This is a genomic window from Anoxybacillus tepidamans PS2 (genome assembly GCF_000620165.1).
Classification (GTDB): domain Bacteria; phylum Bacillota; class Bacilli; order Bacillales; family Anoxybacillaceae; genus Anoxybacteroides; species Anoxybacteroides tepidamans_A.
This window is the reverse complement of record NZ_JHVN01000034.1, coordinates 1-14,425: the sequence shown is the minus strand read 5'-3', so window position 1 is coordinate 14,425 and position 14,425 is coordinate 1. Positions and strand designations below refer to the sequence as shown.

At 34.2% G+C, this 14,425-nt stretch carries 10 protein-coding genes and 1 pseudogene; 8 read left to right on the top strand and 3 right to left on the bottom strand.

What is annotated here, in order from left to right; all coding sequences use genetic code 11:
* The first annotated feature begins 210 nt into the window (after positions 1-210).
* Together N667_RS19190 and N667_RS0116825 are read left to right on the top strand one after the other, a co-directional pair.
* A pseudogene (locus N667_RS19190) lies at positions 211-1,223 on the top strand (IS1595 family transposase).
* A 13-nt stretch (positions 1,224-1,236) separates the two neighbouring features.
* On the top strand, positions 1,237-1,713 hold the full coding sequence (locus N667_RS0116825; RefSeq protein ID WP_027410601.1) for a DUF5680 domain-containing protein: 477 nt from the start codon (positions 1,237-1,239) through the stop codon (positions 1,711-1,713).
* A 547-nt stretch (positions 1,714-2,260) separates the two neighbouring features.
* Here N667_RS0116825 and N667_RS20430 read toward each other — a convergent pair.
* From N667_RS20430 to N667_RS0116810, 3 genes are all read right to left on the bottom strand, one after another.
* Positions 2,261-2,458: a transposase family protein gene (locus N667_RS20430; protein ID WP_409978199.1), complete on the bottom strand. Its 198-nt coding sequence runs from the start codon at positions 2,456-2,458 to the stop codon at positions 2,261-2,263.
* A gap of 622 nt (positions 2,459-3,080) precedes the next feature.
* Positions 3,081-6,152 carry an adenosylcobalamin-dependent ribonucleoside-diphosphate reductase gene (locus N667_RS0116815; RefSeq protein WP_027410599.1) on the bottom strand — a complete coding sequence of 1,024 codons (3,072 nt, stop codon included), beginning with the start codon at positions 6,150-6,152 and terminating at the stop codon, positions 3,081-3,083.
* Between the two features lie 19 nt (positions 6,153-6,171).
* Positions 6,172-7,488, bottom strand: a complete 1,317-nt coding sequence (locus N667_RS0116810) for a radical SAM protein (protein WP_027410598.1) — start codon at positions 7,486-7,488, stop codon at positions 6,172-6,174.
* A gap of 196 nt (positions 7,489-7,684) precedes the next feature.
* Between N667_RS0116810 and N667_RS0116805 the strand changes: the two genes are divergently transcribed.
* The 6 genes from N667_RS0116805 to N667_RS0116780 are packed head-to-tail and all read left to right on the top strand — an operon-like array spanning position 7,685 to position 13,632.
* Positions 7,685-8,725, top strand: a complete 1,041-nt coding sequence (locus N667_RS0116805) for a GNAT family N-acetyltransferase (RefSeq protein ID WP_027410597.1) — start codon at positions 7,685-7,687, stop codon at positions 8,723-8,725.
* Positions 8,722-9,966 carry an MDR family MFS transporter gene (locus tag N667_RS0116800; RefSeq protein ID WP_027410596.1) on the top strand — a complete coding sequence of 415 codons (1,245 nt, stop codon included), beginning with the start codon at positions 8,722-8,724 and terminating at the stop codon, positions 9,964-9,966. The genes N667_RS0116805 and N667_RS0116800 overlap by 4 nt, the downstream gene beginning before the upstream one ends.
* Positions 9,967-9,983: 17 nt before the next feature.
* A complete protein-coding gene (locus N667_RS18935; RefSeq protein WP_051530088.1) occupies positions 9,984-10,787 on the top strand; it encodes a radical SAM protein in 804 nt (267 codons plus the stop codon).
* 18 nt (positions 10,788-10,805) lie between these two features.
* Positions 10,806-11,855, top strand: a complete 1,050-nt coding sequence (locus tag N667_RS0116790; protein WP_027410595.1) for a DUF1611 domain-containing protein — start codon at positions 10,806-10,808, stop codon at positions 11,853-11,855.
* Positions 11,856-11,896: 41 nt separating this feature from the next.
* Complete coding sequence (locus N667_RS0116785; protein ID WP_027410594.1) at positions 11,897-12,919, top strand: hypothetical protein; 1,023 nt, start codon at positions 11,897-11,899, stop codon at positions 12,917-12,919.
* On the top strand, positions 12,916-13,632 hold the full coding sequence (locus N667_RS0116780; protein WP_027410593.1) for an aspartate/glutamate racemase family protein: 717 nt from the start codon (positions 12,916-12,918) through the stop codon (positions 13,630-13,632). Before N667_RS0116785 ends, N667_RS0116780 begins: the two co-directional genes overlap by 4 nt.
* Positions 13,633-14,425: the final 793 nt, after the last annotated feature.

Sequence of the window (14,425 nt, the reverse complement as noted above, 5' to 3'; positions counted from 1 at the left end):
TATAGACTTAAGTTATCATAAGTAAGGCAAAAAGAAAAGAAAAAACTCACGTCTTCCGTGAACTTTTTCTTGACATCATACTTTTTCAACACTTTGCAGCTGGTAAAACCAGCTTTTTTTATTTTTGGCTCTTTTCTAAAAGATTGTTGCTAATGTAGGTCATCTGTTATAATAAAAACAGAACATTTGTTTTTATGGGGTGCCCAGGCAATGGATTGGAAGGCTGTTTATGGAATTTTCAATGATTTGCCGAAATCTGAACAACTTCAATTGTTTCAAGCTATCAAAGATACGCTGTTTCCCGAACTTAAGGAAGACATTGTCAAAATGGTAGGTGATATTCGGGAAGTACGTTTCAATGGCGGTTGGGCGTGTGTTCATTGTGGTAGCATCAGTATTAAACGTAACGGAAAGTACCGTTCTCGTCAGCGGTATTTGTGTAAGGATTGCTGCAAGTCGTTTAACGACATGACCGCAAGCCCGATTTCAGGTACTCACTATCCGCACAAGTGGCTGAAATACTTTCAAATGATGATTGATGGCATGACTTTGCCCAAAATTGCAGAGGAACTGGTGATTCACATCTCCACCGCTTTCTATTGGCGACACAAGATTCTAAATGCATTACGTTCGCTTGGTTTCTCGACGCTGAAAGGTATCATTGAAAGCGATGAAACTTCTTAGAAAGCGAAAAGGGCAAGAAACAAATTACTCATCGTAAGCCTCGTAAGCGTGGTGGTAAAGCCAAGAAACGGGGCATCAGCAAAGAGCAAATCAGTGTCGTGGTCGCACAAGACCGTAACGGAAATATTCTGTCCAAGATGGCAGGAAGGGGACGCATTACGGCTGATGAAATCGACCAAGTATTAGGTAAGTGTCTTGATGAAGAGATTATTCTTTGCACCGGTTCTGCTACTAACTACAAGGCGTTTGCCAAACAGAAGGGTATTCCTCACGAAATTATCAATGCTAATAAAGGCAAATACGTCAAAAAAGGCGTTTATCATATCCAACACGTCAATGCTTTTCATCAACGCTTAAAGAAGTGGATGGAGCGGTTTAATGGTGTTGCAACAAAGTACATGGACAATTACTTGATATGGTTCCGCTTTTTGGAGTTGCATAAGCACCTCGACAAGCAATTGAGAAAGCGAGCAATAGTGCTGGACGCTTGTAAGAAAGCCAATTTTACGCCTGTTCGCTTATTCAAAACAGCATCCTAACGGAGGTATCACTATGCCATTACATTTAGAGTCATTTACTGATTTTCTCGTAGAAGCCAAGAAAAGAACTTACGCCTCACAAGGAGATGATGCATCCGTTCAACCATTATTGAGCGGTTCAAAACAACTCGAATACCGTAGTGGCAATTACTTCTATCGAGATATTTATTTTGGTTCCTCATTCTTTATTGGTCAAGAGACAGTTGAATATGAAAATCGCCCGATATGGTCAATGGTTTATTCAGGCGGTGTCCTTGTTCCAAATGCCTCTTGGGAGCAAATGGCTCCTATATATGAGTTTCTGCGTCAAGCACTAAGATTGGTCGATCATAAATCACTATATCGTGGTCCAAACCGCTACGAACAAAATAACTGCATCTACGAAAACGAGTATTACGGCACTCTGGACGATTTTTATGGCAATGAAACCATTCTCGTTGATGGTCAAAAGGTATATGAGTTACGGTATAACGGCGGGTTTATTCGATAATCTCGCTTAAAAAAGCAACAATATTTACGAAAAGAGCCTTATTTTTAATTATTATAAAAATGAAGGCTAAGTTAAGTTCAACACGAATTTTTTCTTTACAACTACCTTTTGTTTAGGTATTATACAGTTAAATATTGGAAAGTAGAGGTGTTTCTGAAATTGTTTTTTTAAAAACAAAATACATACCATTTTCTCTATATTTGCACTTATTTTTCTTCTAACAGCCTGTTCTGAAACAGACACTGCACAACCGTCTAGTACAACATTAGAAGTACAAACAACTACTAATGGGCTTTTGGGTTTGTAAGTCACAAACAATACTTCCGTATCGTTGCCCTTTTTTCATGGCCCAGTCGTCAATTCCAATGATAGTAGGTTCTGTAATAGGAGGTATTTCTTCCTTACGAATCAAATACAGAAAACTATCTGCACTCATAGGAATCCCATACTGCTTAGAAACTTTACTAGCCGTCTCTGCACTTAGGGTAAAGGCAAGATGCTTGAGAAAGGCAGTCAAGCGACTGGTACGCCTAGCATAAGGAGACCACTAATCGGGAGTTTGCTCCGTAAAAATACGTTGTGAACATGCAGAATGGTCACAAAAGAATTTCCTTGCACGTACATACAGAAAGACTGGTAACGATAAAATAGTGACATCCTGAATCACACGCCAGTATCGGCTGTGGACACGCGAAGAAGGCATGTTACAGGATGGACAAAGATGAGATTTTTGTTGAGATTGGATCTACAACTTGACGCACGAACGATCAACAGAATAAAACAGCAACTCCCAATCCTTATAGAATGTTTGCAGTTCCAATATAAAACCTCCCATGGTAATAGTGCACTACTATAATAACCAAGAGAGGCGCTCACCAAGATTGCGGAAGAACCAAAAAATCATCGGCCTTGATAATATAGTATTGACAAGAACGAAGAACCATAATTAAACCAAGTATATATAAATAAAGGAATAGAATGACCTGAGTCCATATAAATAATAGGACTCAGGTAACTTTAAGCGGCTTTTTATTCGTGTCAATGGGTAGGGGGGTTCTTCAGATCAATCTTGCTGTCAAGCTCATTTCTAAGCTCATCTCTGATATTAAAGATAATAGGGTTGATATAATACGATACCAAAAATATTTGTATCTATAATCACTACCGCGTGTCTTAGACAACCGAAAACTTAAGTAAAATAAAGCGAAAAAGTTCAGTATAGTAGCCTACATAAAAGTAATTTATATTTACCAAAAAAATGTTTTCGTGAAGTTCCGCTTCCATCAGTTCTTTTAAAAAAGCTATGGCGCAAAAGGTGTTCGAAGGGTACCATACCACTTCGTGTAAAATCCTCGTTTAAAAAGCTATTACTCACATAAACTATAACCGCATGCTTCACAAATAGAACAACCGCCCGTTTTTATGAAATGAAAGTTTTGACAATTGGGACAGAAATCACGATATTGCCCTGTAATTGCGATAGTATTACTTACAGTTTTTCTGAAAGGGAAAGTTTTAATATGTTCAAGTATAGTTTTAGCAATAGCATCAGCAATTGAAGTCACTTTATTTTCACCAAAGCCTATAGAGGTATGTCCCTTTATATCCAATAAGCTATTAATTAACTTTTCTTCTTTATCGGGATCGTTATTTTCACTAAGATATAGAGAAATAACACGACTTAGAGCATCCCCAACTGCAAAGGCCTCTGTCCCAGGCTTACCTATCTTAATATGAATCTCTTTTATTTTCGATTTGGTAATATCTTCATTGATTATTAAGGTTGCTGAACCTATTGGGGTATTTTTCTGGTAAGTGGCCCCATATAGAATAGCAGAATTACTGTGATTTTCCTTTTTATTATAATCCGATTCAATTTCTAATACCTGCTCTAGGCGCGACTGGTCACGGTAAATTGTTATCCCTTTACAACCAAGTTTGTATGCTAATTCGTATAATTGTTTTGTATTTTCAACAGAATAATCTGCTGGAACATTACATGTTTTTGATATTGAACTATCAATCCATTTTTGTAAGATGGCTTGAACCCTTACATGTTCTTCTGGAGTTAAATCCATTGCTGTTACGAAATAATCAGGTAAGGTTGCTTCGTAGGAATGAGTATCAAAATACTCCTTTACTATTCTTGCTTTTTCCTCAAACCTACCCATTCTAGAAGAACGACTATAGACCCAAGCATAGTAAGGTTCACAGCCTGTAGCGCATCCTAACATTGTTCCAATTGTTCCTGTAGGTGCAATTGTCATTGTTGTAACATTCCTAATACCATAAGCTTTAATTTCCTCTATTATATGCGGTTTTTCCCTCTGTAACATTTTCATATACCCAGACCCTAAGTATTTTTCAATATCTAGTTTAGGAAAGCACCTTTTTTCTTTAGCAAGTTCAACCGACTCTAAATAACACCACTCAGCAATCATTCCCATTAAAACATCAATAAAATGAATAGATTCTTCTGACCCATAGCGCATGCCACAATAAATTAACATATCATGTAGCCCCATTATTCCTAATCCAATACGTCTTTCTGATAATTGGTTTATCTTATTCTCTTCAAAAGGATAATGGGTGACATCAATTACTGCATCTTGGAATCTTATCCCGGTTCTAACTGTTTTCTCTAATTCCTCCCATTTAATGTGGTACAGTAAAAAATCAGTTTTTTCTACACAAAAATGCTTACCTAATTCATTTCTTATTTGATTCTCTAATTTTTTGTTTTTGAATTCAGTCTTGGCATTACTGTCTTTAAAACCGACCACAAATTTAGGTAAAACAATTGCACCTAAATTACATACACCATAGGCAGGAAGCCCTTGCTCTCCACAAGGATTTGTTGCAATTATTGGATTATAATAATATGAGTTAGACATTAAATTGTAACGTTCTAAAAATACCACTCCTGGCTCCGCAGATTTCCAAGCTGATAGGATTATTTGATTCCAAATGTCTTCTGCTGGGATTACTTCATAAGTTTCAAAGGCTCCTCTGTTTTCTTCCCATTTGTTAAAATCACCATTAAAATTTTCCATTTGCTCTAACGGAGGATATCCTATATACCATTTTTCATTTTTTTCCTTAGCTTTCATAAATTCTTCGGTAATTCCAACTGATAAATTTGCAGCTTGAATGACTCCTGGTTTTTGCTTACAGGTAATAAATTTGAGAATATCAGCATGTCGATCATTGAGAATTAGCATTAGAGCACCTTTTCGGGAACCAGTTTGTTCAATAATGCTACATCCTAGACTCATAATTTCTCCCACGCCTATCGGACCAAATCCATTGCTGTATACTTTGTATCCTAAGTTAAAAAATCTCCCCCAAGCATGTGAACCAGCGCTTCTTGAACTTAGTCCTTTAACACTACTGTTTTTAGGTCTTATTTTTGATAGTCTTACAAAAATGGTTTTACTACTTTTATTAATTGATTCCCAGAAAAGTCCTAAAGATTTAGCTATACTAATTCGGCTATCATCAGGATTAATCAAATTATCAGGGAGATCAGTTATTAGCTCGACACCATTTTGATGAGCCAATTCAATTATTTTGCGAGCAGGTAATTCCCTGTAATTTTGAACAGGTAATCCTTTGGAGTACCAATCATAAATGTCGCCATTCCAATTGGAGTAGTTCTCGTGATTTATATCCGGAAAATATAGATTCCAACTAGAGTCATTATCAACAGCGCGTATAAAATCCTTATTTATATAGATAGCCTTAGTAATATAAGAGTATTCTTCTGTGATAAAGTTTAATAAATCCGGATGCCATACGTCTAAAACAATTTTAACTCTCTGTTTATCGATTTTAGTAATAGGAACGAGTCTACCCTGTGGTGGAACTTGCGATAGGTTCATCCCTACACCACCTGAAAATGCTAGGATTTCAAGAACTTGGCTAAGAGCTTCCGCGTAATCAGTAGGTGTAGGCCCTACATTAGGTACAACAAAACAATTGTAACTCGTGGTTTTATAGCCTGTACCTAAGGAAGCTATTATTCTCCCCCCAGGTACATACTTCCAATTCTCCAGAAGTTTGAAGAATTCCCCCTCCCATAAATTGGGGTTATCTGTTGCTTTGGCAGCCTCTTTTGAGATTCTTCTCCACATTTCTTCTGGGGATGTTTCTTTTAATATACTCACATTCTCTATAGGAACGTCTGTTTCGTGACCATCTCTAAGTTGAATTCTTACCTTTTTTGAGTTTTCCAATAAACTAACTACTCTCGCTAAATCATATACAGTATTATTTTTATCGTTAATCTTAGCTATAACAATGCTCCCTTTTTTTATGGCTGTTCGAGTGTTGACTTTAAGCAAGTAACGATCTGCTAGAATTCTTTCTCCTATCTCTGAAAGTACATTCTCATCGGAAAATTGTAGAAAAAGCTGGTTTCTTTTTGTAGTTGTCAACACTTTAAGCCCCTCCTTTTTATTATTGTGGAATATTAAAAAATGTATGGTATTTATCTACAACTTTTTGGAATTCAGAATCATTATAATTAATATATTCTGAACTATTTTTGTAGAGAGGGCATGCTGGATCTACGCTATCCATGGCAGTTAACAAATGTTCTTTTGTTACTTCTCTTGCTGAAAGACCGAAGTTAGATCGAATATGATTAGCGGCAGATGCTATTCGATTTCCACCTGAGCATGCTACAGGGCAACCCTTGCATCTGATATCCTTCCGACAATAACTATCTATTAGATCTTGAACTCCACCGTGTTCGCGCAAAATTTGCTCAAAGGTGGTATCCTCGTTTAGTAATGATGATTTTGCTAATTTATCCCAAGGTTCAACTGTACACCATGGATCAAAGAAAATTCTACCCCAAGGATCTATGGCTAAAGATGCTTTTCTATCTGGGTTTCCAATATTATCTCCAGCATATGTATTAACTCCTAATAGCAATGCTGTATAAATAGATTCAATTGAATGATGTAAATGTACATTCATACCTAGTTCTTCACCAGTTTCTATAATTTCCAAGAATAGTTTAAAATAATCTTCGTTGCTAGGAACTAGGTCATCTTTATACCAAAATCTCCCTACTTGCATAGCTCTATGTACGCTGTAGTTTTTAATTCCAATGCTATGAAGGTAATGCATTAGCTCTTTGATTTCATGAAGATTTTTCTTAGTTGGAACAGTAGTTATATCTAATTTGTTTGCAAGGGAAGGATACTCTAGCATTTTTTTTATTAAATTCATTGTTCTTTGGAATGAATTTCCGCCTTCTACAGACTTTCTCCAACGATTGTGGTATTCCTCCAGACCATCTATTGATATACCGATGTATGAAATATATGGATCAAGTTCTAGCAAATCTTCTATACTGATAAGAGTGCCGTTTGTATTCATCCCAATAGATTCGGAACCAAACATACTTGCTGCAGTTTTAATAATATCTTTATAATCAGGTCTGAGTGATAGCTCTCCTCCTCCAAAATCTAAAAAAAAATCTAGTTCGGGTCTTGAATCAACGAACTCTTTAATCTTCGAAAGAATTTTGTAAACCTCATTTGTGTTAGATCCATGTTCTTCCATTGTGATTTCTTTTCCCTTTTTGTAAGCAATGGCACTCACACAGCACCCAGGGCATCCTTGGTTACACATATATGTAAGATCATAAACAATTGATAATCCGTCTTTTTTCTCAAGATTTTTGTCATGTAGTCTTCTTAGTAAATGTTTTCTAATTAATTCCATTTGTTTTTTAGATACATTTAATAAGTAATGAAATCCCATAAATTAAAAATCCCCTTTCGATATAATTTTTCTTTTTTTTTTGAAATTACAAAAATATAATAATAAAGAATTTTTTAAAAAATCAAGGTACTTTTTCAAAAAATTACTGTTTTATTTAAATATTGATTTTTTATCATTTTTTTTGATAATTTAGTAAATGGTATATAAATTTAATTGTTTCATGGAGAGGATCAGTATGTACGATTTAGTTGTAAGAAAGAATATAGAAGAGGTAAAAAGCGTATTTTGGGAGCTTAATCAAAATACATACTCTGTTTTGTACAGAAGTAAATCATGGTTGACAGATAGTCAGAAGAGATTAGGAGATATTGATATATATATAGAAGTATACAAAGATAATAAGCCTGTTATTTTATTCCCTATTGTTGTATTTAATAAAAGGAGTGATTATCCGCCTGTAGACCCTCATAAAATAGTTGAGCAGGCGTTACAAAAAAGAATTGATGAGCCGGTAGCCATGTGTGCATCTTTTTTTGGATTAGGATGTGCTGTTATTGTAAATGAAAAGGAAATTGTGGATTGGGAATTTATATTTAATAAATTATCGAGGTTAGTTCGGAAGGAATACAATTGCTCCCATATTGTGTTTGCTTATCAATCAATTAAAGATGATCCATGGGTTAAAGATTCAAGTGCTAAGAATGTTTTAATTAAAGTTCCGCATAAGGAGTTTGGTCTGTTAGACCTAAAGAAATTTAGTAATTATGAGGATTACCTTCGTAGTTTTACAAGTAAACAAAGAAATAACTTTAGGCGTGAAGAAAATTTGATAGTAAGAAATGGGGTGGTAGCTTTAAGAAAACATATATTAGATTTGGATTTAGATACAGTAGGTATCCTTGCATCTAATGTTTTTAGAAAATATGGAAATGAGGTAAGTCCTAATCGACTTTCTTCTTTTGCAAAATATATTGCTGAACAGTTCCCGGCTGCTTCAGGGTGCTTTACTTGTTGGAAAGATGGAGTGTTATTATCGTACGCCTTATATATAGAGTATTCGGGAGTTTTATATATAAAAATGCTTGGACGAGATTATGAACTTGACAAATACCAATCTTATTTTCATGTATGCTATCACCAACCTATTCAATATGCTTTTGAAAGAGGAATTCGTTACTTAGATTATGGTTCAGGGGCATCGGCAACAAAAGTAAAAAGAGGTATAGAAATGGTAGAATCTTATTCCTATACGCTTTTTAAAGGTGATATCTTATGAAAAAGTTGTTTTCTATTTTTACACTCGTTTTTAAGAAAGAAAAGGCTCTCACGGTTTTGTTACTAGGACAATTTTTTTTACAAATCGGCTATTTTTCATTGATACCATTTTTATCTATATATCTAACAAAATTAGATATAAGCGAAGCTATGGTAGGAATAATTCTTGCTTCAAGGTCTTTAAGTTATTTAGTTGGTTTAATATTAAGTGGGAGTTTAGTAAAACAATTCAGCCCAAAAAAGATTATGGTTTTTGGAATGTTAGGTACAGGCATAGGTTATTCTCTATTAAGCCTAGCATACAATGAATATTCTTTTTTTATTGTATTGTTTATATTAGGGCTGTTCAATGGCTTAGCCTATCCAGGAGAAAGTATCTTATTAGTAGAAAATACAACTCAAGAAAATCGGGCCGAGATTTTCGGGCTAATAAGAACACTTATAAACTTAGCGGCTGCTGTAGCTCCATTAATTAGTATTAACTTTTTTCAAAAATGGCCTTATATCACTTTTTTAGTTGCGGGGTGTATCTATATTTTTTATGCTGTAAGTTCTTACTGTTGGATTCCTGATCAATTTGAGAAGCCAGAACAAAATACTACCATTTTAACAGAATTAAGGAGTTATTATGATGTTATAAAAGATAGGTCCTTCTTCTTGCTAATTTTAGGACTTACTCTGCCTACAATAAGTTATTTTTGTCTTGAAACAACATTACCAATGCATTTGAACAAAATTGTTAATAACTCTACATACTGGTTTGGATTTATATTAACGATGAATACTGTAATGATCATAGCATTCCAAGTAATCATTTCTCGTTTGTGTAAGACTATAGGTTTTATTAAATCTACATTATTTGGCCAATTGATTTATGCTACTTCTTTTATAATTCTTGGATTAACTAAGGAAATAGAAGCTATTGTATTAGCTATTGCCCTGTTTACTATAGGGGAAATGTTAATTTCACCGAGCTCTAATATGCTAATTGTTGATAACAGTAGAAAAGGGGAGATGGCAAAATACCTCGCTTTCGGTAAATTGAGGTTATTTATTGCTCTACCATTATCATCCTTAATAGGGGGTTATATTCTTGACCTATTTGGAGGTGCCTTAATGATGTATACATATGCTGTGTTAGCTTTGTTAGGTTCAGTAATTATCTATGTTGTACGTAGTCAAATTCGGGATAGTTCCTTAAATAATAATATTTCAAATCATTCTAAAACACTAAATTCCTAGAAGCGGTGGGGAAATAAATGATTATTAGAGAGATTGAAGTAGATTCTCTTGTGTCAGCAAGTAAATTACCGGACGCAGATTACGTAATTAACCCGTATGTTGGTTGTTTACATTCTTGCCAGTATTGTTATGCTGAATTCATGAAAAGATTTGTACCTATTAGTGAAGAATGGGGGAATTTTGTGTATGTAAAGAGTAAATGGAAAAAACCAATAAATGTTGATAAATTATCAAACAGTAAAATTTTAATAAGCTCTGTTACTGATCCTTATCATCAAATTGAACAACGATATATGTTAACAAGAAAAATACTTAAGTTTTTTATACAATCTAGTTGTCAATTAGAAATATTAACAAAATCTGATCTCGTGCTTCGAGATATTGATATTTTAAAAAGAATTCCTAATATTACTGTAGGGATATCTATTAATAGTACTAATGATGATATAAGAAATATATTTGAACCTAAAGCTAAGTCCGTATACAAGAGAATAGAAGCGTTAAAAATTCTTAATAGGGAAGGTATTAACACATATCTTTTTATATCACCTATTTTTCCTGAGTTATCAGATGTAAAGAGACTTATAGATATAACTCGTCCTTTTGTAGGGTACTATTTGTTTGAAAATTTAAATTTGCGAGGGGCATATAAAAAGAGAATATTGAATCTTATTAGCGAATATTTTCCAGACTATTTTTCGCTGTATACAAAAATTTATACAACTAACTATGGAAAAGAGTATTGGTCCCAATATGAACAAAATATAAAAAAATGGGAACAGGAAGGAAAGCAAACTTTCAAAATTTATTTCCATCATTAATAAAAGGGAGATAGTATAATGAAAAAGTGGGTAATATTATTGGAAAAACATTCATCTATTTATTATTCTAAAACAACAATTAGTTTGTTACGCTATCGATCTAAAGATATAAGTTCTATTATTGATTCAGATAATTGTGGAAAAACTTCTAAGGAATTATACGGATTCGGTGAAGAAATACCTATATTTTCTTCTTTAGATGAAGCAATTGCTCATAATAGTGCGATTGACACTATAGTAATAGGTATTGCACCGCCGGATGGTAGAATGCCCAATGTAATGAAGGAAATAGTGATGGAAGCAATTTGTAAGGGACTAAATGTGGTTAATGTTTTACATGATCTCCTTCAAGATCATCCTGATTTTGTGAAAGCTGCTCAAAAGTCAGGTAGTAATTTAATTGATGTCAGAAAATTCGAACTAAATACTAAGTTAAGTCGATATAATCCGCACAGGGAAGGTTCGTTTACAGTTTTAACTGTGGGTAGTGATTGTGCAGTTGGGAAACTAACGACATGCTTAGAACTGAATAGCGAGGCGAAAAGAAGATCAATAAATTCAGTAGTAGCAGCAACGGGACAAACTGGAATTTTAATAGCGGGGCACGGCATCCCGGTAGACCATACTATTTGTGATTTTACAATAGGTATTGTGGGGAGCTATGTTAAAACACTCTCCGATAATTATGATTGGGTTTTTGTAGAAGGACAAGGTACTATCACTCACGGTCATATTTCATTAGCTTTAATACACGGATCCCAGCCTGACGCAATGGTATTATGTCATGAGGCCGGGCGAAGTACTATTAAAGGTTATGATTGTTGGAAAATACCTAGTCTAAATAGATTGATTGAAATATATGAAGATGCAGCATCTTGGAGTAGAAATGACAATAGGAAACCGAAAGTTGTGGGAATTAGTCTCAACACTCAGTCATTGTCTGAACATGAGGCTGTATCTTACTTGCGTTCAGTAGAGAAAGAAACAGGTCTTGTATCAGTTGATCCAATTCGCTTTGGGGTAAAGGATCTTTTAATTGAATTAAGTAAATATAAACAAAGCATATAAAAGAAGAAATGACTTTTTTAAAACAATGAGGTGAAGTATATATGGGAAAAGTAAATAAGTTGTATATGGATGTTATCTATTTTTTACTTACTGTCCTATTTTTCTATACACAGTTGCATATTGCCATAGAATTTGCATGGCAAAAATCAATCTCATTATCAACTTTGATTCTAGCATTGCTATTTCTTAAAATTGGTGAAGCTTTTCATGAATTTTTTGATGCTGGATCAATTAGGATGTGGATATTAATGGCAGCTTTTGCTTCTATAGTAATTATTTTTAATCCACACTATTTGTTCTTCTTTATATTTGGGCTATCTATGATGAAGGTTAGGAGTACCGTTGCTAAATATAGTAGCAAAAAGGTTAAAATAGTTGCGCGAACGTTAGGTTTTTTAGTTGCTCCTTTATCTTCAAAAACAATATATCTTAGTTATGTGATAATTTTGTTTGTAGCATGTCTATTATATAGGGATTTAGGTCAAATCAAGTTAAAACTTAAGCTTTATGTGCCTAAGATCAAAGTTAATTTTCCTGTCTACTGGACAATGGGACTGCATCACGCTCACTATTTTGCATATGCATATACTATTCCGTATTTGTTTTCCATTAGGACAGATATTCCTTACTGGCTTATGGGACTCATTTTCTATATTGGGTGGGCTGCATATAATGCTTACGAGTGGTTTTTAAAACCAAAATGGAGATATTTTATGTTTGGACATATTATTGCATTAATTGCATTAGTTGGATTATATTATTCTAATAATGATATAGGCATTTCTTTTTGGTGGTTTATGACAGGGTTGGGGGGGGGAACAGTTTATATGCTACATTCTTTTTTAATTGATCAAGAAAAAAGTTCTTCCAGAGAGATGTTAATAGCGGAAGGGATTGGACATGTTAGTGGGATATTAGCTTGGGGCTTGACCTCTTTATTTTTATCACTAGAATATACTTTAATAGTTGGTGCCATCTTAGCGTTTGCTACAACAGCTATGGCGATTTACTCAAAAAATAAATCCTTGAATAAAGTACACGTAATGGAGCAGAAGACATTATGAGACCAATTGGAGTAGTAATAGGAGGAATGGGTCCCTTGGCTTCTGCCGAGTTTGTTCAAAGTGTTTACGAAGCAAATATTCCGCTAACAAAAGAACAGTCGGCACCAAGGTTAGTTTTGGTATCTGATCCAATTCTAGAGGATCGAACAAGTATTATTCAACAAGGTAACGACAATATCTTTATAAAAAGTCTGGTTGATAAATTTGAAATGACAAATCATATTGCTAATTTTTACGTTTTAACATGTGTTACTGCTCACTATTTCTTTGATAAGTTGCCTAGCAAATACCAAAAAATAACAATAAATCTATTGGAAGTAGCATTAGATAGTATTAAATTAACAAAGGAACCTGTTCTTTTGCTATCTACAAAGGGGACATATGACACTCATCTATTTAATCACCCGATGATAGTGTATCCTACGATTAAACACCAAGAACAAATCCATTCATATATATACAACCTGAAGCAAGTTGGATCTAATACTGAAATTATGGAAGAGTTTTTTGAGTTTATACAAGAAATATCCAAGCAATACCCAATAGGCGGTTGGCTATGTGGTTGCACAGAACTCCATATGCTTAGTAAGTACATCTTTAAGTATTACGCTAAGCTGAATTTAAATATTATTGATCCATTATGGGTTATTGCTAAATATTGGTGTGATTATGAGAATAAATATAGCATTGAAAAAACCGAACGAATGGCTTAGGTGAACGTGTTGAAAAACGCATAATCTCATTAGCCCTCTAATGAATTTGGACACTCGCTAGGGTTATTTTTTATCATCACAGTGACCAAATGAAGGGGCTTTTGTATTGACATGAAACGATGACAACATTACGAAAGAGTTTAAACTGCAAGTGGTGAAGGGAGCGTTAGGAATGGGTAACCAAGACTGGGTGTCGGAAAGTTCGAACCTCGTCTATCAATGGACGAAAGTGTATTATTAGGGAAAACCAGAGGGTGCGCCGTTACCCAAGAAAAATAATTTATTTATTACCTTTAAAAAGTTTAATCCCTAATTTGATAGTCTGCCATGAATTTTTTAAAGAAACGCATTATTTGGAGTACAGAGGATTTTTAAACAACTTTTTTGTTACTAATGTTTTAATAGCTCGAACATTTAATCTAAAAAAAATTAAACAACTATTTTTTAGGATTTCTGAACGGCGTTATGTATATTTTGAACTTCAAAATTAAACAACTTTTTTGTAATTGTACAGATGGCACGATTGTTAGTAGAGCGTGATCGTCTGTCTGACGAGTGAGCCTCACTGGTCGATGGAACCGCATGTGCTTCATGCGAAGTCAATGACTTTATTTTGTCCATTTAAGGAAAGTAAGTACAGCCAATAAATTTTACACAACTATTTAAAACACCGTCTAACAAAATTAGACGGTGTTTTAAAAGTGTTGAAAAAGTATGATGTCAAGAAAAAGTTCACGGAAGACGTGAGTTTTTTCTTTTCTTTTTGCCTTACTTATGATAACTTAAGTCTATA

Excerpts from the sequence above, each read along its gene's own strand:
- N667_RS0116825 (WP_027410601.1), top strand. The coding sequence starts at position 1,237 with ATGCCATTACATTTAGAGTCATTTACTGATTTTCTCGTAGAAGCCAAG.
- N667_RS0116810 (WP_027410598.1), bottom strand. The coding sequence starts at position 7,488 with ATGGGATTTCATTACTTATTAAATGTATCTAAAAAACAAATGGAATTA.
- N667_RS0116805 (WP_027410597.1), top strand. The coding sequence starts at position 7,685 with ATGTACGATTTAGTTGTAAGAAAGAATATAGAAGAGGTAAAAAGCGTA.
- N667_RS0116800 (WP_027410596.1), top strand. The coding sequence starts at position 8,722 with ATGAAAAAGTTGTTTTCTATTTTTACACTCGTTTTTAAGAAAGAAAAG.
- N667_RS18935 (WP_051530088.1), top strand. The coding sequence starts at position 9,984 with ATGATTATTAGAGAGATTGAAGTAGATTCTCTTGTGTCAGCAAGTAAA.
- N667_RS0116790 (WP_027410595.1), top strand. The coding sequence starts at position 10,806 with ATGAAAAAGTGGGTAATATTATTGGAAAAACATTCATCTATTTATTAT.
- N667_RS0116785 (WP_027410594.1), top strand. The coding sequence starts at position 11,897 with ATGGGAAAAGTAAATAAGTTGTATATGGATGTTATCTATTTTTTACTT.
- N667_RS0116780 (WP_027410593.1), top strand. The coding sequence starts at position 12,916 with ATGAGACCAATTGGAGTAGTAATAGGAGGAATGGGTCCCTTGGCTTCT.